The sequence below is a fragment of the Mycobacterium helveticum genome (genome assembly GCF_007714205.1).
Classification (GTDB): domain Bacteria; phylum Actinomycetota; class Actinomycetes; order Mycobacteriales; family Mycobacteriaceae; genus Mycobacterium; species Mycobacterium helveticum.
This window is the reverse complement of record NZ_VMQU01000091.1, coordinates 1-22,496: the sequence shown is the minus strand read 5'-3', so window position 1 is coordinate 22,496 and position 22,496 is coordinate 1. Positions and strand designations below refer to the sequence as shown.

Here is a 22,496-nt window from a genome sequence, read left to right as displayed (position 1 = left end):
GCCCGAAACACGCAGCACCACAACAACACCCAAAACCGCAAACCTAAACCCCCAACTATGCGGAAAACGGGCCTAGCGCGCTCACGACGCCAGTTGGCGGGCCATCTCGGCGCCGGTGTCCAACACCAGCAGGACCAGGGTGCGCAGGGCCTCGTCGGTCAGGCCGGCGCCGGGAAAGTTGTACCGCATGATCACGTCGGCGCTCTTGGCCACGCCCTTGCCGGAGTTGCGCTGCACCGCTTTGTCGTTGACCTTCTCCACCAACGTCACGCTGCCGAAGTTGCTGTCCCGCGCCTGCCTGGCCACCTGGTCCGCGATCTTCCTGGTGAGCGGCAGGTCCCACGCCAGCACCTGGGTGAGCGACACCAGGTCCAGGTCCTCGGCGATGTTGACCACCCGCAACGACGCGATCGTGCCTTCGTGGCGGATCGTCAGCGCGCCGTCGGGCTCCTCGTCGACGGAAACGGCGTCGACGAGGAGGGACGCCAGACGCTCCCGCAAAGATGGCACTAAGCACTCCCGAATCGTCGGTTGCGGGAAGCGTATTCCGCGCAAGCTGCCCACAGGTCGCGGCGGTCGTAGTCGGGCCACAGCTTGTCGGAAAAGATGTACTCGGCGTAGGCCGCCTGCCACAGCATGAAGTTGCTGGAGCGCTGCTCCCCCGACGTGCGCAGGAACAGGTCGACGTCGGGGATGTCGGGCCGCTGCAGGTGGCGGGCGATCGTGGACTCGGTGACCCGATCCGGGTTCAGCCGGCCCGCGGCGGCCTCGCGAGCGATTTCCCTTGCCGCTTCGGCGATTTCGGTGCGCCCGCCGTAGTTGACGCAGTAGTTGACGGTGATGACGTCGTTGCCGTCCGTCATCGCCTCGGCGATCGCCAGTTCGTTGATGACGCTGCGCCACAGCCGCGGCCGCGACCCCACCCACCGAATCCGCACGCCCATCTCGTTGAGGCTTTCGCGGCGCCGCCGCACCACGTCCCGGTTGAAACCCATCAGGAACCGGACTTCCTCGGGCGAGCGCTTCCAGTTCTCGGTGGAGAATGCGTAGAGACTGAGCCACTTGATTCCGAGTTCAATTGCGCCGCAAGCGATGTCGATCACCACCGCCTCGCCCATCTTGTGGCCCTCGGTGCGGCGCAGCCCGCGCTGGGTCGCCCAGCGGCCGTTGCCGTCCATCACGATCGCGACGTGGTTGGGCAGGCGGTCGGCCGGTATGCGCGGTGGCGCCGCCTTCGACACGTGCTGGGGGGGCCTGCGCGGGCCGCCCCCGGGCGCGGGCGGCAACTCGGGGAATTCGACCGGCCACGTCGACGTGTCGGGAAAGACCGGGTAGTCGTCGGGCGCGGGCGGCAGCTGCGGGAATTCGACCGGGGTCGGCTTGCGGTCGGCCTTCTTAGCCACAGGCCATGTCCTGCCGGGCCAGTGCCGCGCGCAGGTCGGCCACCGTGCGGTCGGCCCGGTACGTCCGCTCGACCAGCGGCAGCGTTTTGAGCTGCCGCTCCAGGTGCCATTGCAGGTGCGCGGCCACCAGCCCGCTGACGTGGCTGCGGTGCGATTGCGGCGCCACCTGGGCGGCCTCCCAGTCACCGTCGTGCAACGCGCACATCAGGTCCAGCACCCCCGGCGGCGGAGTGGTGGAACCGGCCGGGCGGCAGTGCGGGCAGACGCTGCCCCCGGCGGCGATGTGAAACGCCCGGTGCGGCCCGGGTGTGGCGCAGCGGGCGCATTCGGTCAGCGCCGGCGCCCATCCGGCGATGCCCATGGCGCGCAGCAAGTAGGCGTCCAGCAGCAGGTCGCGGGGGCGGTGCCCGTCGGCCACCGCCCGCAGCGCGCTCACCGTGAGCCGGTGCAGGGCCGGGACGGGTGCCCGCTCCTCGCCGGCGAGGCGTTCGGCGGTTTCCAGCATCGCGCACCCGCAGGTGTAGCGACCGTAGTCGTCGACGATGTCGGTGGCGAACGCGTCGATCGAGACCACCTGGGTGACGATGTCCAGGTTCCGGCCCGGGTGCAGTTGGACGTCGATGTGCGCGAAGGGCTCCAGCCGGGCGCCGAATTTGCTGCGGGTGCGGCGCACGCCCTTGGCCACCGCGCGGACCAGCCCGTGCTCGCGGGTCAGCAGGGTGACGATCCGGTCGGCTTCGCCGAGCTTGTGCTGGCGCAGTACAACCGCCCGGTCTCGATACAGCCGCATTACAACAGTTTTGCACCCCGCCGCGACATCGTGGGTATCCGCGCCGATAGTCTCGTACCCCGTGGTTGGCGCTCCTGGGTCCGCTTCCGGATCCGTTCCCGGTTCCGGCAACCAGCGCCTGCCCACGCTGACTGACCTGCTCTATCAGCTCGCCAGCCGCTCGGTGACGTCGGACACATTGGTGCGTCGTTCCCTGCACACCATCAACGTCAGCCAGTCCACCCTGAACGCCTTCCGGGTGGTGCTCACCGAGTCGGCCCTGGCCGACGCGGCCGAGGCCGACCGTCGCCGGGCCGCCGGCGACACCGCCCCCTTGCTCGGCATCCCGATCGCGGTCAAGGACGACGTCGACGTTGCTGGGGTGCCCACCGCGTACGGGACCGACGGCTATGTCCGCCCCGCCGCCCAGGACGCCGAGGTGGTTCGGCGCCTGAAGGCCGCCGGCGCGGTGATCGTCGGCAAGACCAACACCTGCGAACTGGGCCAGTGGCCGTTCACCAGCGGACCCGGGTTCGGGCACACCCGCAACCCGTGGTCCCGCCGGCACACCCCGGGCGGATCGTCGGGCGGCAGCGCGGCCGCGGTGGCAGCGGGCCTGGTCACCGCCGCCATCGGCTCCGACGGCGCCGGTAGCGTCCGCATCCCGGCCGCGTGGACGCACCTGGTCGGCATCAAGCCGCAGCGGGGCCGCATCTCCACCTGGCCGCTGCCGGAGTCGTTCAACGGCATCACCGTCAACGGTGTGCTGGCCCGCACGGTGGCCGATGCGGCCCTGGTGCTCGACGCCGCATCCGGCAACGTCGAGGCCGACAGGCACAAGCCGCGCCCGCTCCGGGTGTCCGACTACGTCGGGAAAGCCCCCGGCCCGCTGACCATCGCGCTGTCAACCCGGTTCCCGTTCACCGGTTTTCGGGCCAAACTGCATCCGGAGATCGCGGCCGCGACGCGCGTCATGGCCAGGCAACTCCAACTGCTCGGCCACACCGTGACGCCCGGCAATCCCGACTACGGCCTGCGGTTGTCGTGGGACTTTCTGGTCCGGTCCACCGCGGGGCTGCGTGAGTGGGAGGAGCGCCTGGGCGACGGCGTCACCCTGGATCCGCGCACCCTGTCCAACCTGCGCACCGGGCACGTGCTGGGACAGGCGACGCTGCGCAGCGCCCGCCGCCACGAGGCCGCCGCCCAGCGCCGCGTCGGCTCGATCTTCGACATCGTCGACGTGGTGCTGGCACCGACCACCGCGCAGCCGCCTCCCCTGGTGCACGCTTTCGACCGGCTGGGCAGCTACGGCCTCGACCGAACCATGATCCGCGCCTGCCCGGTGACGTGGCCGTGGAACCTGCTGGGCTGGCCGTCGATCAACGTGCCGGCGGGGTTCACCTCCGACGGCCTGCCGATCGGGGTGCAGCTGATGGGCCCCGCGGACAGCGAACCCATGCTGGTCTCGTTGGCCGCCGAGCTCGAAGCCGTCTGCGGCTGGGCGAGCAAGCAGCCGAAGGTGTGGTGGAACGCCGGCGCGGACGGTGCACCGTGGGGCGCACGTTGAGGTCGACGATGCCGAGGGGGTCGGCGGGCGGGCCCACCCGCCACGGACGGGAGCAAACAACGCGTCAGAAACCCAGCCGGCCAAGCTGTTTGGGGTCGCTCTGCCAGTTCTTGGCGATCTTGACCCGCAGGTCGAGATAGACCTTGGTGCCCAGCAGCTTTTCGATCTGGGTGCGCGCCGCGGTGCCCACTTCCCGCAGCCGGATCCCGCCCCTGCCGATGATGATCCCCTTCTGGCTGGACCTTTCGACGTACAGGATGGCATGCACGTCGATCAGGTCGTCGCGCCCCTCGCGCGGGTTGACCTCGTCGATCACCACCGCAAGCGAGTGCGGCAGTTCGTCGCGCACCCCCTCCAGGGCCGCTTCGCGGATGAACTCGGCCATCAGGACTTCCTCCGGCTCGTCGGTCAGCTCGCCGTCGGGGTAGTACGCCGGGCCCGGCGGCAGGGCCGCGGCCAAGACGTCGATCAGCACGTCGACCTGCTCACCGCTGACCGCCGACACCGGCACGATCTCGGCCGCGTCGCCGACGAGCTCGCTGACCGCGACCAGCTGCGCGACCAGCCGGTCCTTGGGCACCTTGTCGATCTTGGTGACGACCGCGACGACGGTGGTCCGGGGCGCGACCGCACGGATCTGGTCGACGATCCACCGGTCACCCGTGCCGATCGCCTCGTCGGCCGGGATGCACAGCCCGATCACGTCGACTTCGGTGTAGGTGTCGCGGACCAGGTCGTTGAGCCGCTTGCCCAGCAGGGTGCGCGGCCGGTGCAGGCCCGGGGTGTCGACCAGGATGATCTGGAAGTTCTCCCGGTGCACGATGCCGCGGATGGTGTGCCGGGTGGTCTGCGGCCGCTTCGAGGTGATCGCCACCTTGGCGCCCACCAGCGCGTTGGTCAGCGTGGACTTGCCGGTGTTGGGCCGGCCCACCAAACACACGAAGCCGGAGCGGAATTCGGTCATGCCAGCCTTTCACCGAGCGTGCACACAGGGCGACATACGACGGGAATTCTCACCGTGGGTACACGTTCGGCGTCATGACGCGGCCTTGGAGCCGCCGGACTCGACCGGGGTGAGCAGGACGGTGCCGATCCGCACCCGGCCCCGATGGTCGAGGCCCCCCTCGGCGTGCAGGCGCAGCCCGTGCGACACGACCTCGGCGCCCGGCAGCGGCACCCGGCCCAGTTCCAGGGCCAGCAGGCCGCCCACGGTGTCGACGTCGAGGTCGTCGTCGAACTCCACCCCGTACAACTCCCCGACGTCTTCGATCGGCAGCCGGGCCGACACGCGGAAGCGTTGGTCGCCCAGATCCTCGATCGGCGCCGTCTCGGCCTGGTCGTACTCGTCGGCGATCTCCCCGACGATTTCCTCCAGCACGTCCTCGATGCTGACCAGGCCCGCTATCGCCCCGTACTCGTCGACCAGCAGGGCCATGTGGTTGCGGTCGCGCTGCATGTCCCGCAGCAGCGCGTCCAGCGGCTTGGAGTCCGGCACGAACACCGCCGGGCGCATCACCTGCGCCACGGTGGTGTCCCGACCGCCGTCGTCCGCTAACAACGTATGCTGGACAAGGTCTTTCAGGTACACGACACCCACGATGTCGTCGACGTTCTCGCCGATCACCGGGATCCGGGAATGGCCGCTGCGGACGGCCAGGTTGATCGCCTGGCCGGCCAATTTGTCGCTTTCGATCCAGATCATCTCGGTGCGCGGCACCATCACCTCGCGGGCGGGGGTGTCGCCCAGTTCGAACACCGACTGGATCATCCGGCGCTCGTCGGCGGCGACGATGCCGCGCTGCTGGGCCAGGTCGACGACCTCGCGCAGCTCGATCTCGGACGCGAACGGGCCGTTGCGCAGGCCGCGGCCCGGTGTCAGCGCGTTGCCCAGCACGACCAGCAACCGGCTGATCGGCATCAGCAACCACGAGATCACCTGCAGCGGAACGGCCGTCGCCAACGAGATGGAGTACGCGTGCTGGCGCCCGAGCGTGCGCGGACCCACGCCGATGACGACGAAGCTGACCACCACCATGATGGTCGCGGCGACGAACAATCCCCCGTCCAGGCTCAGGGCGTGCCGGAAGAACACCACCAGCAGCGCGGTCGCGGTGATCTCGCAGGCGGTCCGCAGCAGCACGATCAGGTTGATGTAGCGCGGCCGCTCGGCCATCACCCGGGACAACGCCACCGCGCCGGGCAGTTCTTCGCGCACCAACTCCTGAACGCGGGCCGGCGACACCGTGCCGATGGCCGCATCGATCGCCGCAAAGAGCCCGCCCAGGACGATCAGCGCGATCGCGCCGAGCAACTCATTCAGTCCGGTCAAAGGTCGACGGCCGCAATGTCCGGCAAACTTCCCGCCATGCGGACATTTTGACATACCGCCCCGCCGCCCCGGTCGCCCCGACGCGCAACGCCCGCGCGGGGCGCCTGGACCGGCTCCGGAAACTGGCGGGAACACCCAAGAACTTGCCAGCAACACCCAAGAATTCTGCTCTACGATCTGGGTCCGTGCGCAGTCGGCCACCCCCCGGGCGGCGGTGGGTCAGGTGAGCGACGTCCCCCCACCGCTGCCGCCGTTCGCCGACGCGGATCGGACCGTGATCGCGGCCGACCCGAAGGACTACTGGCGCGCGCTTCAGTCCGAGGCTGTGTTCGTCGGCATGGGCGGCTACTACCTGGTCACCCGCCGCGAAGACGTGCTCGCGGCGCTGGGCGACTACGCCACCTTCACCTCACGCAGGCAGCCGCTCCCGCTGCCCGGCGCCGGGATGAAAACGCTGCCGACCCCGGTCCCGCTTGCCTACGATCCGCCCGAGCACTCGCGCTTCCGCCGGATCCTGCAGCCCTACTTCACCCCGCGCGCGGTGGATGCGCTGCTGCCCGCGCTCCGGGAGCAGGCCTCGGTGCTCATCGACGCCCTGGTACCCCGTGGTGGGTGCGACGCGATCGCCGACGTCGCCGTGCCGTTCCCCTTCGGCGTGTTGACTGCGCTGTGCGGTCTTCCGCCGGGCGACCGGGACAAGCTGGCCGCATGGGCGGAGGACGTCAACTGGGATACGCCCGGGTCACCCCACGCCTCCGGGCTGTTCGCCTACCTCGTCGAGGCCATCACGGGCGAGGCGCGGCCGGCGCTTGCTTCGCGGCTGCTCACCGGCGCCGACCCGCTCACCGAGAACGAGGCGATCGGGTTCTACGCCCTGCTGTGCTCCGCCCAGGACGCCATCCAGGCAGCCATCGGGTCGGCGCTGCTGCAACTGGCCCGCGACCGGCGGCTTCGTCGCTCGCTGCGCGACAACCCCGATCAGATCGGGGCGTTCATCGAAGAGCTGCTGCGGCTCGAGACGCCGTTCCCGTTCATCGGGCGCTTCACCGCACGCCAGGTGACGCTCGCCGGCGTCACGATACCGGCGGGCTCGGTGGTGGTCCTGTGCCTGGCGACGACGAATCTGGAGGCCGGCGACGGGTCGTCGGTGACCCTGACCGACGACGGCGAAATCCGGCCCAAGCGGCACCGGAGCTTCGCGGCGGGCGTCCATCGCTGCCTGGGTAAAGCCCTGGCCCGCATGGAACTGACCGTGATCATCACCGAATTCCTGAATGCCGTCAAGGATTTCGAGTTGGAGCCCGACTTCACGCCGGCTTTCACATTCACCCCGGGCGGCGCGGTCATGCCGAGCAGTCTGCCGCTGCGGTGGAGCCCACCCCCCTGAGCCGCGGCCGGCCGGCTCAGTTGTCGAAATACCTCGACTTGTCCAGCAACCGGCGATCACGCTCGCCCTGCACGTCGTGCCGGTACGCCTCGACCTGCTCGGCGACCCACTCTTCGAGCAAGCGGTCCTGAAGGGCGAACATCTCCTTCTCCTCGTCCGGCTCGCCGTGGTCGTAGCCGAGCAGATGCAGCACGCCGTGGATGGTCAGCAACGCCAGCTCGTGGCCGAGACTGTGGCCGGCCGCCGCGGCCTGCTCGGCGGCGAATTCCGGGCACAGCACGATGTCGCCGAGCATGGCCGGCCCCGGCTCGGGGGCGTCGGGGCGGCCGCCGGGCTCGAGCTCGTCCATCGGGAAGCTCATGACGTCGGTCGGGCCGGGCAGGTCCATCCACCGCATGTGCAGGTCGGCCATGGCGGCGGTGTCCAGCAGCACCATCGACAGTTCGGCGCCGGGGTTGACGTCCATGTTCGCCAGGACGAACCGCGCGACGCTGACCAGTTCCGCTTCGGAGACGTCGATGCCGGACTCGTTGGAGACTTCGATGCTCATGGGACCACTATCGGCGACCGCGCGAACCCGATGACCGGCGAGCCGCCCGATTCATCGTCAGGCCGGGCTCCTCGAACCTCGCGTAGGCGTCCACGATCTCCGAAACCAGCCGGTGCCGTACCACATCCGCGCTCGTCAGCTCCGTGACGTGGATGTCGTCGACGCTGTCGAGGATCTCCATCGCCGATCGCAGGCCGGACCTGGCGCCGCCGGGCAGGTCGATCTGGGTGATGTCGCCGGTGACGACGATCTTGGAGCCGAACCCGAGCCGGGTGAGGAACATCTTCATCTGCTCGGCGGTGGTGTTCTGCGCCTCGTCGAGGACGATGAACGCTTCGTTCAGGGTCCGGCCGCGCATGTACGCCAGCGGGGCGACCTCGATGACCCCGGCCGACATCAGCTTCGGGATCAGCTCGGGGTCCATCATGTCGTAGAGCGCGTCGTAGAGCGGCCGCAGATAGGGGTCGATCTTCTCGCTCAGCGTGCCCGGCAGAAAGCCAAGGCGCTCACCGGCTTCCACCGCGGGCCGGGTCAGGATGATGCGGGTCACCTGTTTGGTCTGCAGGGCCCGGACGGCCTTGGCCATGGCCAGGTACGTCTTGCCCGTGCCGGCGGGGCCGACCCCGAAGACGATGGTGTTGGCGTCGATGGCGTCCACGTAGCGCTTCTGGTTCAGCGTCTTGGGCCGGATCGTCTTGCCGCGCCGCGACAGGATGTCCAGGGTGAGCACCTCGGCGGGTGACTCGTTGCCGGCGCCCACCAGCATGGCGACGCTGTGGCGCACCACCTCCGGCGTCAACGGCTGGCCGCCGGCCACGATGGCGACCAGTTCGGAGATCACCCGCTCGGCGAGCGCGACGTCGCCCGGGTCGCCGGACAGGGAGACGGCGTTGCCGCGCACATGCAGGCTCGCGTCGAGCGTGCGTTCGAGAGCGCGCAGGTTCTCGTCGGCCGAGCCCAACAGGCCCACGATGAGATCGGGCGGGATGTCGATGCTGCTACCGACCTGAGCGGCAGCCTTCGGAACTCCGGGTGCGTCATCGGCGCTGGTCTCGCGGGGCGTCACGTGGTTTCCGATGCCTGCCTTCTGGTGTTTGCCGGGGTCACGTTCCAGGTCGCCAGTCTACCGCCGGTCAAGACCCCCTCCCAAGCGCGCAGTTGCGGCGCGGTCTGCCGCCGGCCGTGCACACGCGACGCATCAGCGGCGTGTCGCGTCGCCGGACGCACACTCGGCGTCCGGGTCCCATCGCGGGGTGAGCACGCCCAGCGCGCCCAGCGCCACCGCGGCCGCCGTCGACGTCCGCAACACCTGCGGACCCAGGCGGGCCGCCACCGCGCCGACGACGGTGAGCGCGGCGATCTCCCCGGGCGCGATCCCGCCCTCCGGGCCGACCACGAGGAGCACCGAATCTGCTTGTGCGACGGTGTGATCTGCGAGGACATCGGCGAACCGCCCGGCTGCAGATTCGTGCAGAGCCAGCACGATCGCCCCGGCGGACACCTCGTCGCTGACCCGCCGGGTGAGCGCCGCGGTGGACAGCACGCCCTCGACCGGCGGGATGTGCGCGCGACGCGACTGCCGGGCCGCCGAGCGGGCGACGGCGCGCCAGCGCCGCAGGCCCTTGTCGACCCGGGCGCCCGTCCAGGTGGCCACGCAGCGGTCCGCCTGCCAGGCGACGAAGGCGTCGGCGCCGGCTTCGGTGGCCAGCTCGATCGCCAGTTCCGAGCGTTCGGACTTGGGCAGCGCCTGCACGACGGTGACGCGGGGCCGCCCGGGCGCGACGCTCCACCGGCCCAGCACCCGCGCGCGCAGCCCGTCGCGGCCCGCGTGCTCGACCTCGCAGCGGGCCAGGCCCCCGGCGCCGTCGCCGAGCACCAGTTGCTCGCCGGGCCGGATCCGGCGCACGGTCGCGGCGTGGAATCCCTCGTCGCCGTCGACGACGGCCAGCCCGCCGGCAGCGGGCAGCGCGTCGACGTAGAACAGCGTCGCCACCATCTCCGGACGGACCCCGACGACTGCCGGCTAGCGACCGGTGAAGGTCTCGCGCAGCCGGTTGAACAGCCCGCCGCCGTTACCGGCGTGGTGCGACGAGCGGACCTCGGCCACGTCCCGGCTGCGGCGGTTCTTGAGCTCGCGCAGCAGTTCGGTGTCCTGGTGGTCCAGCCGGGTGGGCACCACCACCTCGACATGGACGAGCAGGTTGCCGCGGACGCCCGAACGCAGGTGCGGCATCCCGTGGCCACGCAGCGTGATGATCGTCCCCGGCTGCGTGCCGGGCGGGATCATGATCTCGCTCATGCCGTCCAGAATGGCGTCCACGGTGACCGTGGCGCCCAGCGCCGCGTCCACCATCGGCACCGAGACCGTGCAGTGCAGGTCGTCGCCCTCCCGGACGAAGATGTCGTGGGCCTGCTCGTGCACCTCGACGTATAGGTCGCCGGCCGGCCCACCGCCGGGACCGACCTCACCCTGCGCGGCGAGACGCACCCGCATGCCTTCGCCGACGCCGGCGGGAATCTTGACGCTGATCTCCCGGCGCGCCCGCACCCTGCCGTCGCCCATGCACTGGTGGCACGGGTCGGGGATCACCACACCGACCCCGCGGCAGGTGGGACAGGGCCGAGACGTCATCACCTGGCCCAGCAGCGAACGCTGCACCGTCTGCACCTCCCCGCGACCGCCGCAGGTGTCGCACGGGACCGGAGCGGAATCGCCGTTGGTGCCCTTGCCCTGGCAGCGGTCGCACAGCACCGCGGTGTCGACGGTGACCTGTTTGGTGACGCCGGTGGCGCACTCCTCGAGATCGAGGCGCATCCGCAGCAGCGAGTCCGAACCGGGCCGGACCCGGCCGATCGGGCCCCGCGAGGACCCGCCACCGTTGAAGCCGCCGCCGAAGAAGGCCTCGAAGACGTCGCCGAGGTTGCCGAAGCCGCCGAAACCCCCGGCACCCGGCGCCGCGTTTTCCAGCGGGTCCCCGCCCATGTCGACGATCCGGCGTTTCTCCGGGTCGCTCAGCACCTCGTAGACGGCGCTGATTTCCTGGAATTTCGCCTGCGCGGCATCGTCGGGATTGACGTCGGGATGCAATTCGCGCGCCAACTTGCGATAGGCGCGTTTGATGTCCGCATCGCTGGCGTTCCTGCTCACACCGAGCAGCCCGTAATAGTCGCGTGCCACGCTTGAGTCTCCTATATCTGGTTTTTCGCCGCGCCTGCGCAGGCCTGAGCATTATGCAGGTGCGCGGTCACCGGGCACCAAGCACTTCGCCGATGTAGAGAGCAACCGCAGCAACGCTGGCAATAGTTCCCGGATAATCCATCCGGGTGGGCCCCAGCACACCCATTCCGCCGTAGACGGTGTCGGAGGTGCCGTAGGCGGTGGTCACCACCGAGGTGCCCATGATCTGCTCGACGGCCGTCTCGTGACCGATGCGCACGGTGACCTTGCCGGCCTCCTGCTGGGCCGCCAGCAGCTTGAGCACCACGACCTGCTCCTCGAGCGCCTCGAGGATGGAGCGCAGCGAGCCGCCGAAATCCGCGGCGTTGCGGGTCAGGTTGGCGGTGCCACCCATCAGCAGGCGCTCCTCGGTGTGCTCGACCAGCGACTCCAGCAGCACCGTCGCCGAGCGGCCGACGGCGTCGCTAAGGCCGTCGGGGCCGCACAGCTGCCCGGCGAGGTCGGCCACCGCGACCGAGGCCACCGACAGCTTCTTGCCGATCAGCGCCTGGCCGAGCATGTCCCGCAACTGAGCAAGCTGGTGGTCGTCGATGACGTCGCCGAGCTCGACGATGCGCTGGTCCACCCGGCCGGAGTCGGTGATCACCACCATCAGCAGCCGGGCCGGGGTCAGCGCGATCACCTCGAGGTGGCGCACGGTCGACGACGACAGCGTCGGGTACTGCACCACGGCCACCTGGCGGGTCAGCTGCGCCAGCAGCCGCACCGCACGGCGCAGCACGTCGTCGAGGTCCACACCGGACTCGAGAAAGCCCTGGATCGCGCGCCGCTCGGCGGACGACAGCGGCTTGACGTCCTCGATCCGGTCGACGAACTCGCGGTAGCCCTTCTCGGTGGGCACCCGGCCCGAGCTGGTGTGGGGCTGCACGATGTAGCCCTCGGCCTCCAGCACCGCCATGTCGTTGCGGATCGTCGCCGACGACACCCCCAGGTTGTGCCGCTCGACCAGGGACTTGGAACCGATCGGTTCCTTGGTGGCGACGAAGTCGGCGACGATGGCCCGCAGCACCTCAAGGCGACGTTCGTCGGCACTACCCATCGTTTGTCACCTCCCTGACACCAACTGACCGGCTTCATTTTACGGGCCCCGGACAGGTGCTGACCGGCAGCAGCGGAGTGCGTCGACGCCGGGAAGGGCTTTTCCGGCTAGCCTATCCAGCATGAATCGGTCGGGCCCCGGCGATGCGATGGGGCCGGAAACGATGGTCGACCCATGATCTTCAAAGGCGTGCGGGAAGGCAAGCCCTATCCCGAGCACGGGCTGTCGTACAAAGACTGGTCCCGGATACCGCCGCAGCAGATCCGGTTGGACGAATTGGTCACCACGACGACGGTGCTCGCGCTCGACCGGCTGCTTTCCGAGGACTCCACCTTTTACGGCGACCTTTTCCCGCACGCCGTCCGGTGGAAGGGGATCACCTACCTCGAGGACGGCCTGCACCGCGCGGTGCGCGCCGCGCTGCGCAACCGCACGGTGCTGCACGCCCGGGTGTTCGACATGGACCTGCGCTGAGCGCGCTAACCGGTCAGTCCGTCGCCGTCGCCGCCTGCAGCAGCGCGATCGCGGCATCGTGCTGCAGGATCCAGTTGCCATTCTGGTTGACGAACGCGAGGTGCTTGGTGACCGGACCGGCGAACTTGGGACCGGCAATGGCCACGTCGGCCTGGGCCATGTTCGGCCCGGCCGGTGCGATGTTCGTCACCGTGAACGTCTCCGGGAAGTTCCCGTGCCGGTAGGCCTTGCGCAGGTCGTGGTCGGCGACGTGGCCCTCGTCCGGGCTGATGCCGTTCTCGACCAGGTCGTTCTTCGTCGTGTAGGACACGCCGGGATCGGTGACCTGGTTGCACAGGTTCGACAACTGCGCCGCGCTCGGCAGGTTCTGCCCCGGCGCCGGGGGCGGGGGATTCTGCGGCAGCGGTGTCCGGGGTGTCCCCACCGCCGCCAGCTGGATCTGAACGTGGCCGGCCGGCGGCGCAAGGGACGCCGCGCCCGCGAGTGCGCCGCCGATGACAGCCAGAACCGCTGCCGTTGCTACCCGTTTCACGGTGTTCCCTTCGATAGAGCCGAACGTGACGTCAGGACGACTGGCCGGCGGCCTGCAGCAACTCCATCGCCGAGGAACGGGACAGCACCCAGCCGCCCTGGTTGACGAAGGTGATGCTCTGGCTGACCGGCGCGGCCAGCTTGGGGCCCGATACCGCCACGTCGGCGGTGGCCGAGCCCGGCGCGGACGGCTGGATGTTGGTCACGTTGAACGACAGGGGCAGGTCACCGTTCTTGGCGGCCTTCTTCAGCTTCTTGTCGGCGACGTGGGCCTCGAGCCCGCTGATCCCGCCCTGGACCAGGTTGCCCTTGTCGGCGAACGGCACGTTCGGGTCGGCCAGGCTGTTCAGCACGTCGGTCAGCTGCGCGGCGGACGGGACGTTCGCGCCCTGGGCCGGGGCCGGGGGGTCCTGCGGCAGGGGCGCACCGACCGCGGCCAGCTGCACCCGGGCCGGGCCGGCAGCCGGAACGGACGCGACGGACGTCACGCCGACCGCTGCGGCGCCCAACGCCCCCAGGGCCGCCGCGCCGGTGGCGATGGATGTGAAGGTCTTCATGCTCGGGTCTCCCCCTCGGTGTGTGCCGCCTGCGGTGATCAATGGTGCCCCAGTGGTGCCATTGTGCCCTCTGTGGCGGCTGTTTTCCCAGTGACGATTCGTTTCGTTATCGCGACGGTACCCATGCGGACGCAGGCGCAGCTGTGCTCAACCTGTGTAGCGGATGAGAACCGTTCGGCGGGTGTCACGCGCGCGGCCGGTCGAGGGCCAGGATCTCCTCGTCGGTCATCGCGGCCACGTCGAGATAGTGGCGGGCGATCACGGCGAGCCGGCCCGGCGTGCCGCGTTGCGACTCCCGCGCGTCCAGCCGCTCGGCCAGGCGCGCGACGGTGCGGGCGGCGAACAGGTCGGCGACCATGGCGTGCTCGACGTCCAGCCAGTCGCGGATCCGGGCGATCGCGGTCGTCGCCAGCACCGAGTCGCCGCCCAGCGCGAAGAAATCGTCGTGCACACCCGCGGCTGCCACGCCCAGCACCTCGGTGACGATCCGGGCCAGGGCCGCCTCGACGTCGTTGCGCGGGGCCCTGTCGTCCCCCTCGTAGCCCTGCTCGTCGAGCAGGGCGGCCACCGCGGTGCGGTCCACCTTGCCGTTGGGGGTCAACGGGATTCGCTCCAGCACCTTGATCCGGACGGGAATCATGTAGTGCGGCAACAACTCCGCCACCGTCGCGGCGATGTCGCCGACCGATTCCCCCGCGACCGCGGCGACGAGCTTGGGCGCGGCGGCGCCGACGACGGCCGCGACGGCATGGCGCACCCCCGGCGCGCTGCGAAGCGCGCTTTCCACCTCGCCGAGTTCGACGCGATACCCGCGGATCTGCACCTGATGGTCGGCCCGGCCCAGGAACTCGATCGTGCCGTCAGGCCAGTATCTCGCCAGGTCTCCGGTGCGGTACCAGCGCATCCCTTCGTGGTCGACAAAACGCTCGGCGGTACGTTCGGGGTCGTTGCGGTATCCCGCGGCGAGGTTGGGGCCGCTGAACCACAGTTCGCCGGGAACCCAGTCCGGACAGTCGCGCCCCGTCGGCGATGCGACCCGGCAGCGCACGTTGCGCATCGGCACCCCGAACGGCACCGTCGCCCAGTGCGCCGGTGGTTCGCCGAGCACCTCACACACGGTGCCGTGGACCGATGTCTCGGTCGCACCGCCCAGCCCGGCGAACCGGGCGCCCGGCACCTGCTCGGCGAGCCGGCGGGCCAGGTCCGCGCCCACCCAGTCGCCGCACACCATGGCGACCCGCAACGAGTCGCCCAGCCGGTCCCCGCCCAGCTCCAAGATCATGTCCAGCCAGCTCGGCACGCAGCTCAGCACCGAAACCCGATGGCGGCGAATCAGTTCCACCCAGGTGGTCGGCGCGGCCCGCTGTCCGGGATCCAGGGCCACGATCACCCCGCCCGCCGACAGCAGGCCGAAGATGTCGTAGACCGACAGGTCGAACTCCAGGGCGGCCAATCCCAGGACTCGATCCTCGGTGCCGATGCCGAACCAGTCGTTGAGGGCGTCGATGGTGTTCATCGCCCCGGCGTGCCTGATGTCGACCCCTTTGGGCAGGCCGGTGGAGCCGGACGTGAAGATCACGTACGCGAGCTCATCGGTGCCGGGGAAGACCGGCGCCGCCAGCGGCGGCGAAAACCGTTGCGCCGCAGCGATGGGCAGGCACGGAACCGACGGACCCATGCTGGCGCCCTCGGTGGTCAGCGCCGCGACGATGTCGGCGGCCCGAAGGATCTTGGCGCGCCGCCCGTCCGGCTGGTCGAACCCGATCGGCACGTAGACGCCCCCCGCGGCGAGCACCCCCAGCACGGCCGGGATCTGGTCGGGCCCCTTGGGCAGTTGAACGGCGACCGCGTCACCCCGCCCCACCCCGGCCGCGCGCAGCGCCCCGGCGACCGCGAGCGCGCGCCGGACGAGCTCCCCGTAGCTCCACGCACCCTCGGTGCCACCTTCTGCATCGGGTAAGCCCCAGACCACGGCCGGCGCGTCCGGGTTCGCCGCGGCGTGCTCGAAGAAGCCCTGGTGCAGGCAGCGCCCGCTGACCGGGCCGTCGGTCGCGTTGACGGCCGCACGGACCCGGGCCTGGGCGCTGGGCAGGCGCACCGCCGCCTCCGCCTCCCAGCCCGCGTCGCCGTCCGCCAGCCGCCGGACCGCACCGGTGAATGCGGCGAACATGGCGTCGATGAGGCCGTGCGGGAACGCCGACTCGCGCACGTCCCAGTTCACGAGCAACCCACCGCCCAGCTCGGTGATCTGGGCGTCCAGCAACACCTGCGGCCCCTGCGAGACGATCCACACCGGGTCGCCGAAGGTCTCGGTCACGGTTGGCGAGAACAGCTCGCCGAGGTCGAGCGCGCTGGTGAACACGACCGGTGCCAGCACCGGCTCCCCGCGGTGGCGACCGAGGTCACGCAGCACCTCGAGCCCGGAATAGGCCGAGTGCGAACCGCTTTCGTACATGCTGTGCTGGATGGCCCGGGCCCGCTCGGTCACCGAGACGTTGGCGGTGACGTCGACCTCGAGCAGGACCGAGGAGGTGAAGTCCCCGACCACCCGCGCGATGTCGGGGTGGACCGGCTCGCGTTGGAACAACGGCACGTTGAGCAGAAAGCGCGACTGCGCCGACCAACCGCCGACGGTGTCGGCGAACACCGCCGCCAACGCCATCGCCGGCGTGATCCCGCGGGCGTGGGCCCCGGCGATCAGCCGCTGCTTGGCCTCGGGGGCCAGCCAGTGGTGGTGCCGCACGGTGCGGTGCGGTGTCCCGCGCTCCCCGACCGGAACGGTCGGCAGTTCGGGCGCACCGGGCAGCTCGCCCAACCGCTGCTGCCACCACTGGCGGTCCCGGGCTCGCGCGGCGGCGTCGACGCGGCGTTGCGTGCGGTAGCGCCGGTAGCTGTAGCCGGGCGGCCGCAGCGTCGCCCCGGTGTACGTCTCGGCCAGCTCGGCCACCAGCACGCGGTAGCTCATCGCGTCGGCCGCCAGCATGTCGACGTCGAGATGCAGCCGGCCGCGATTCGGGTCGTACCGGCTCAGCGTGACGTCGAGCACCTGGGCGTCCTCGATCGCCAGCCGCTGATGGGTTTTGCGGTCACGCAGCTCCGCCAGCCCGGATCGGACGGCGTCGGGGCTTTGTCCGCGGAGGTCGACCACGGCGAAGACCGGCCTGCCCGGCGCGGGCATCGTCTGTTGGGTGCCGTCCGGCAAAAACCGGGTGCGCAGCATCGGATGGTTGGCGACCAGAGCGTTGACCGCACTCTCCAGGCGCTCGGGATCTATTGCCTCACAGTTGAATTCGACGTAGAGGTGGGCCGCGACACCGCCGAGCTCCTGCTCGTCGGAGCGGCCGATCCAGTAGGCGTGCTGCATGGTGGCCAGCGGGAACGGCGCGTCCTCGCCCGCAGGCCCGGCGGCGGGTTCGGCGGGTTCGGTCCCGGCCGCGCCTGCGCCCGGCTCCGCGCCGAGCAGGGCGTGCCAGGCTTCGACCGTCGGCGCGTCGGCGAGCTGGGCGAAGGTGATGCCCGCGCCGCGTTTTCGCCAGCCGCCGGCCAGGGCCATGATGCGGATCGAGTTCAGGCCCAACTGGATCAGGTTGGCGTCGTCGGCGATCTCGGTCGCCGGGCACCCCAGTTGCGCGGCGACGGTGACCCTGATCTCGTCTTTGCTCACCCGCTCGGCGCCGTCACTCATGCGTTGCCTCGCCGTCACTCCGGCCCCTTTCGTGCGGTCGATCCAGGTCGGCGGCCAGCGCGGCGATCGCGCGCCGCCACAGCTGCGTCAGGCGGTCGATGTCGGCGGGCGCGAACACTGCGTCGCTCCAACGCCAGTTGCTGATCAGTTGGACGCCCTCCGGCGTCATCGCCACGAAGCCGCTCAGGTTCAGGGCGAAACGCAGCGGCAGGTCGGGCTCGGGATCATCGGGGAGCGCGTCGATGTAGGATCCGGCGAGCAGCGACCACGGCTCCTCGGTGACGCCGAGGTCGAGCCGGCCCAGATAGCTGAACTGGATCTGTGGCTCCGCGGCGGCCTGCAGCTCGGGCACGCCCCCGACGTAACGCAGCAGCCCGAAGTCCAAGCCGCCGTGCGGGACCGCGCCGAGGTGGGCCACCACCGCGTCGAGCAACACCCCGGCCGCGCGCGGGTCCCGCTCGGCCCCTTCGACGTCGACCGCCGCGAATCCCACCCCCAGGCGCGCCGGGTAGGCGTTCGTGAACCACCCCACGGTGTTGGTCGTGTCGGTGTCGAGCACGCCGTCGGCGCGCCCGTGGCCCTCGAGCGCGACGAGCGTGCCGGCGGCCGGGTCCTGCCCGCGTTCGCGGCGCCACCCGGCGATCGCCATGGCCGTTGCGGTCAAGAGAAATTCGCGCACGCCTTCGTCTCTGGTGACCGCGGCCAGCAAACGCGCGGTGACCTCGGCGTCGACCGCGACCCGGGTCACCCGCAGCGTGGACCAGGTGTCCCGGGCGGGGTCGACCCGCCGGGCCCCCAACGGCGGATCGGCCCCGCGGACCTGCTCGAGCCAATACGCGAGCTGGTCGCGCACCTCCGGCGCGGCGGCCCGTTGCCACATCAGGTCGCACCAGCGCCGGTAGGAGGTGAACTCCGGCAGCATCGTCGGTGCCGTCCCGGCGCGCACGCAGCGCCAGGCCTCGACCAGGTCGCCCAGCATGATGTGCCAGGACACCACGTCCACCGTCAGGTGATGCGCGGTGAGCAGCAGCACGTCCGATTGCCGCGCACCGGAATACCAGACGGCGCGCACCATTGCCCCGGCGCGGGGATCGATCTCGTCCAGCACCGCCCGGGCGGAGGCCGCGATCGCCGAAACCAGTGCGGCGTCGGTGGGTTCGGCGAGCCGCACCCGGCGCAGCAGCTCGGCGGCGCGGACGGCGCCGGGCTCGCGGGTGACCAGGCGCGGACCCGCGGCGGTGCCGACAAGTACCGAGCGCAGGGTGTCGTGGCCGTCGAGCAGCGACTGCAGCATCGACTCGATCGACGCGCGGTCGATGCCCGGCGGAAGCCGCAGCAGGACGGTGTGGGTGAACCGGCGGTAGTTGCCGTGCTCGTAGAGCCACGACACCATCGGCAACGGCAACACCTCGCCGTACTGCGCACCCGGCGCCGGGGCGTCGCGCGCGGCCGCGGCCGGCGCGGCCGCCGCGTCGATCGCGGCCGCGAGCTGGCGGATCGTCGGCGCGGCGAACACCATCCGGGGGCGCAGCGTCAGCCCGCGCCGTTGCGCCTTGTGCACCAGCGAGATCGCCACGATGCTGTCCAGACCGAACAGGAAGAAGTCGTCGTCGAGGTGGGGCACCACCCCGTTGAACTGCTCCTCGAACACCTCGCACAGCGACCGTTCGGTCTCGGTGGCGGCCACCGCCCCGCCGCCCGCCGGCGACAGCGCGCGCTCGGCCAGCCGGTCCAGCGCGTGCCGATCCAGCTTGCCGTTGCCGTTCACCGGCAGCCGCGGCAGCGCCACGACGCGCGCCGGAACCATGTAGGACGGCAGCCGCTCGGTGAGCGCGGTGCGCACCGTGCCCGGGTCGCCGTCAGCGGCGTTCTCCCATACGACGAAACCGACCATGGCGGTGGAGCTTTCGCCTCGCACGACGGACACCGCCGCGTCACCGACCGTGGGGTGGCCGCGCAGCGCTGCCTCGATCTCCCCGATCTCGACCCGGTAGCCGCGGATCTTCACCTGGGTGTCGGCACGGCCCAGGTAGGCGTACCCGCCGTGCGGCAGGCGCCGCACCAGGTCGCCGGTCCGGTACATGCGCCGGCCGGGACGGAACGGGTCCGCGACGAACCGCGCGGCGGTCAGCGCCGGCCGGCCGAGGTAGCCGCGGGCGAGCTGCGCGCCACCCAGATACAGTTCGCCGACCACGCCGTGGGGCACCATGCGCAGGCCGGAATCCAGGACGTAGGCGAACATTGCGGCGTTCGGGGTGCCGATCGTCGGCGCCGGGTAGTCACCCACCGCGGCCACGAGCGCCTCGACGGTCACCTCGGTGGGCCCGTAGCAGTTGTAGACCGCGCCACACACCCCGGCCGCGGGCAAGGCGCGCAACTGCTCCCACAGCGCGCTGTCGATCGCCTCGCCGCCCAGGGCCAGGACCGGCAGGCCGTGCGTCAGCAGCCCGGCGGCGCGCAGCTGTCCGAGCATCGAGGGGGTCGTGTCGATCATGTCGACCCGATGGGTGGCCATGCCCGCCACCAGCCGGTCGGCGTCGCGCATCTCCTCGGCGTCGAACAGGTGCACGGCGTGGCCGTCGAGCAGGCCGACCAGGGGCTGCCAGGACGCGTCGAAGCTCAGCGACCAGGCGTGCGCGATGCGCAGTGGACGGCCCAGCCGCGCCACGGCCGGCCGGTAGACGCGTTCGCGGTGGTCGGCGAAATAGCTGAGCACCGCGCCGTTGGTGCCCAGCACGCCCTTGGGTTCCCCGGTCGAGCCGGAGGTGAAGATGACGTAGGCGCACTGCCCGGGATGGCGTTGCACCGCCGGCGCGACGGCGGGTGACCGCGCGATGCGCCGGGCGGTGGCGGGGTCGTCGATGACCAGCGTGGCCGTGCCCGCGCCGACCAGCCGTTCGCAGCCGGACGTGGTGACGGCGAGGACCGGATCCGCCTGCGCCAGCATGGTGTCGATGCGGGCCTGCGGGAGCGTGATATCGACCGGCAGGTAGGCGCCGCCGGCGGCGAGGACGCCCAGGATGGCGACGATGGACCGCGCCGATCGCGGCAGCACCAGCGCGACAACGGTTTCCGGCCCGACGCCGCGCGCGGCCAGGTCGGCGGCCAGCCGGCAGGCCCGCGCGTGCAGTTCGGCGTAGGTGTACCGCTCACCGCTTCCCGTGCTCAGCGCCTCCGCGTCCGGGGTCAGGCGCGCCTGCCGCGCGAACGCCTCCCACACCGTGGCGTGCGGCGCGGGCACCGACCGCGTGGCAAGACCGGCGGATTCGGCGCGCTCGGCGGCGGTGAGGACGTCGAGCGCGTCGGGGGTTACGTCGCCGACGTCCGGCAGCCGGCGCAGCACGCCCAGCAGCCTCGCGCACGTCTGGTCGGGCCGAAGATGCGGCAGCGCTTCGCCGATCGCCTCGACGAGCACCACCAGCGCGTCGCCGCGCAGGTGCGCGACCACGGTCAGCGGGTAGTGCGTCAGGCTTTCCATCTCGACCGGGCGGAAGCGGGCCCCGTCGGGCGTGGTGACGGCGCGGATGGCGTCTTCGACGGGCGCGTTCTCGAACACGAACAGGCTGTCGAACAGCGCGCCGCGCCCGTGCGCGCGCTGGATCTCCGACAGGCTGAGGTACCCGATGTCGCGCAGCGCCGACGTCTCGCGCTGCAGTCGCGCGCACTGGGCGGCCACCGTGGCGGTCCCGCCGAACCGGTGCACGACGGGCACGGTGTTGATGAACAGACCGACCATGCCCTCGACGCCGGCCAGCTGCTCGGGACGGCCGGACACGACGGTGCCGAAGACGACGTCGCGACGGTCGGTGAGCCTGCTCAGCACGACCGCCCACGCGAAGAGCACCGCGGTGTTCAGCGTGAGCCCGTTGCGCCCCGCCCAGTTCCGCAGCCTGGCCGTATCGGCCGCGGGCAGCAGCAGCTCCGCGGTGCCCGGCACACCGGCGCGCCCGACGGCGGTGCCGTCGGCGACCATGAGCGGCGCCGACGCGGCGGAAAGGTAGTCGTTCCATCGTGACATCGCCGCGGCCCGGTCCTGGCGGGACAGCCACGCGATGTAGTCGCGGTAGGGGCGCGGCGGCGCCAGCCCGTCGGCCGAACCGCCCGCCCGGTACACGGCGAGCATCTCGGTGAAGAACACCCCGAGCGCCCAGCCGTCCATCAGGATGTGGTGGGCGGTGAAGATCAGCCGGCGCCTGGACTCGCCGGGCACGCGGAGTACTACGACGCGCAGGGCCGGCCCCCGGCCCAGGTCGAACGGGCGGCGCCGCTCCGATCGTGCGATGGCATCGAATTCGGTTGGCACGGCGGCGCGTTCGGTCCACGGCAGCTCCGCATGGGCGGGCACGATCTGCACGGGCTTCTCGACGCCGCGGTCCCAGAACGCGGCGCGCAGGTTGGGGTGCCGGTCCAGCATCGCGGCGGCGCTGCGGCGCAGCAGCTCGACATCGACGGGCCCGTCGATGTCGACCCGCAGTTGCATGGTGTACAGGTCGACGCCGTCCTCGGCGAGCCGGTACAGCGCGAACAGCCCTTCCTGTAGGGGGCTCAGGGCGAGGACGTCCTCGACCTGCGGCGGGGCCTGCCGGGGAGCCGCCACCTCAGGACTCCCTGAGCCAGGAGGCGGTGAGCTCCGCCAGCGCGGCGGGGTCCAGGCCGGACGCGCTCATCGGCGCCGACGGCGGCTCCGGCGCCGAGTCCCGCTCGGGGGCAGGCTGATCGGCGGCCGCGTCCACGGCGGCGGCCAGCTCGGCGATGCTCATGTGCTCGAACACCATCGCCGGGGTCAGCGGCAGCCCCTGCGCGGTGGCCCGGCCCGCCAGCTGCACGGCGACGATGCTGTCGCCGCCGACGGCGAAGAAGTTGTCCTCGCGCTCGACGCCGGTGATCTCCAGCAGCTCCTCCAGCAGGGCCGTCAGCGCCCGTTCGGTGTGCGCGGAACCGCCGGCCGGCGGCCGCGACGGCCGCGC

The 22,496-nt window shown here is 71.1% G+C and carries 18 protein-coding genes; 3 read left to right on the top strand and 15 right to left on the bottom strand.

The window, feature by feature from the left end; all coding sequences use genetic code 11:
* Positions 1-81 precede the first annotated feature (81 nt).
* From FPZ47_RS19135 to recO, 3 genes are read right to left on the bottom strand one after another with little or no spacing between them, the layout of a single operon-like run.
* Positions 82-510 (bottom strand): hypothetical protein, encoded by a 429-nt coding sequence (locus tag FPZ47_RS19135; RefSeq protein ID WP_144953898.1) that lies wholly within the window; start codon positions 508-510, stop codon positions 82-84.
* Complete coding sequence (locus FPZ47_RS19130) at positions 510-1,403, bottom strand: decaprenyl diphosphate synthase (protein ID WP_144953901.1); 894 nt, start codon at positions 1,401-1,403, stop codon at positions 510-512. The genes FPZ47_RS19135 and FPZ47_RS19130 overlap by 1 nt, the downstream gene beginning before the upstream one ends.
* Complete coding sequence (recO, locus tag FPZ47_RS19125; RefSeq protein WP_144953904.1) at positions 1,396-2,193, bottom strand: DNA repair protein RecO; 798 nt, start codon at positions 2,191-2,193, stop codon at positions 1,396-1,398. The genes FPZ47_RS19130 and recO overlap by 8 nt, the downstream gene beginning before the upstream one ends.
* Positions 2,194-2,254: 61 nt before the next feature.
* Here recO and FPZ47_RS19120 point away from each other — a divergent pair, with 61 nt between their 5' ends.
* A complete protein-coding gene (locus tag FPZ47_RS19120) occupies positions 2,255-3,739 on the top strand; it encodes an amidase (RefSeq protein ID WP_144953907.1) in 1,485 nt (494 codons plus the stop codon).
* A 64-nt stretch (positions 3,740-3,803) separates the two neighbouring features.
* Here FPZ47_RS19120 and era read toward each other — a convergent pair whose 3' ends face one another.
* On the bottom strand, positions 3,804-4,703 hold the full coding sequence (gene era, locus FPZ47_RS19115; protein WP_144953910.1) for a GTPase Era: 900 nt from the start codon (positions 4,701-4,703) through the stop codon (positions 3,804-3,806).
* Positions 4,704-4,775: 72 nt separating this feature from the next.
* On the bottom strand, positions 4,776-6,068 hold the full coding sequence (locus FPZ47_RS19110; protein ID WP_144953913.1) for a hemolysin family protein: 1,293 nt from the start codon (positions 6,066-6,068) through the stop codon (positions 4,776-4,778).
* A gap of 223 nt (positions 6,069-6,291) precedes the next feature.
* Here FPZ47_RS19110 and FPZ47_RS19105 point away from each other — a divergent pair, with 223 nt between their 5' ends.
* On the top strand, positions 6,292-7,455 hold the full coding sequence (locus FPZ47_RS19105) for a cytochrome P450 (RefSeq protein ID WP_168209502.1): 1,164 nt from the start codon (positions 6,292-6,294) through the stop codon (positions 7,453-7,455).
* Between the two features lie 16 nt (positions 7,456-7,471).
* On the opposite strand, the gene ybeY is transcribed toward FPZ47_RS19105, so the two are convergent.
* From ybeY to hrcA, 5 genes are all read right to left on the bottom strand, one after another.
* Complete coding sequence (gene ybeY, locus FPZ47_RS19100) at positions 7,472-8,005, bottom strand: rRNA maturation RNase YbeY (protein WP_144953919.1); 534 nt, start codon at positions 8,003-8,005, stop codon at positions 7,472-7,474.
* Positions 8,006-8,012: 7 nt separating this feature from the next.
* On the bottom strand, positions 8,013-9,071 hold the full coding sequence (locus FPZ47_RS19095; protein WP_144953922.1) for a PhoH family protein: 1,059 nt from the start codon (positions 9,069-9,071) through the stop codon (positions 8,013-8,015).
* Positions 9,072-9,203: 132 nt separating this feature from the next.
* Positions 9,204-10,001 (bottom strand): 16S rRNA (uracil(1498)-N(3))-methyltransferase, encoded by a 798-nt coding sequence (locus tag FPZ47_RS19090; protein ID WP_144953926.1) that lies wholly within the window; start codon positions 9,999-10,001, stop codon positions 9,204-9,206.
* A gap of 27 nt (positions 10,002-10,028) precedes the next feature.
* Positions 10,029-11,183 (bottom strand): molecular chaperone DnaJ, encoded by a 1,155-nt coding sequence (gene dnaJ, locus FPZ47_RS19085; protein WP_144953929.1) that lies wholly within the window; start codon positions 11,181-11,183, stop codon positions 10,029-10,031.
* A gap of 67 nt (positions 11,184-11,250) precedes the next feature.
* On the bottom strand, positions 11,251-12,282 hold the full coding sequence (gene hrcA / locus FPZ47_RS19080; protein WP_144953932.1) for a heat-inducible transcriptional repressor HrcA: 1,032 nt from the start codon (positions 12,280-12,282) through the stop codon (positions 11,251-11,253).
* Positions 12,283-12,456: 174 nt separating this feature from the next.
* Between hrcA and FPZ47_RS19075 the strand changes: the two genes are divergently transcribed.
* Positions 12,457-12,756 (top strand): type II toxin-antitoxin system VapB family antitoxin, encoded by a 300-nt coding sequence (locus tag FPZ47_RS19075; RefSeq protein ID WP_144953935.1) that lies wholly within the window; start codon positions 12,457-12,459, stop codon positions 12,754-12,756.
* Positions 12,757-12,769: 13 nt separating this feature from the next.
* Here the strand turns inward: FPZ47_RS19075 and FPZ47_RS19070 are convergent, their stop codons facing one another.
* The 5 genes from FPZ47_RS19070 to FPZ47_RS19050 all read right to left on the bottom strand — a co-directional run.
* Positions 12,770-13,288: an MTB12 family secreted protein gene (locus FPZ47_RS19070; RefSeq protein WP_144953938.1), complete on the bottom strand. Its 519-nt coding sequence runs from the start codon at positions 13,286-13,288 to the stop codon at positions 12,770-12,772.
* A gap of 31 nt (positions 13,289-13,319) precedes the next feature.
* On the bottom strand, positions 13,320-13,844 hold the full coding sequence (locus FPZ47_RS19065) for an MTB12 family secreted protein (RefSeq protein ID WP_144953940.1): 525 nt from the start codon (positions 13,842-13,844) through the stop codon (positions 13,320-13,322).
* 184 nt (positions 13,845-14,028) lie between these two features.
* Positions 14,029-17,529, bottom strand: coding sequence for a non-ribosomal peptide synthetase (locus tag FPZ47_RS19060; protein WP_144953943.1), 3,501 nt, complete (start codon positions 17,527-17,529; stop codon positions 14,029-14,031).
* A complete protein-coding gene (locus tag FPZ47_RS19055; RefSeq protein ID WP_144953946.1) occupies positions 17,522-22,126 on the bottom strand; it encodes a non-ribosomal peptide synthetase in 4,605 nt (1,534 codons plus the stop codon). The genes FPZ47_RS19060 and FPZ47_RS19055 overlap by 8 nt, the downstream gene beginning before the upstream one ends.
* A gap of 1 nt (position 22,127) precedes the next feature.
* Positions 22,128-22,496, bottom strand: a 369-nt coding sequence (locus tag FPZ47_RS19050) for a phosphopantetheine-binding protein (protein ID WP_145039537.1), incomplete at its 5' end; no start/stop codon positions are given.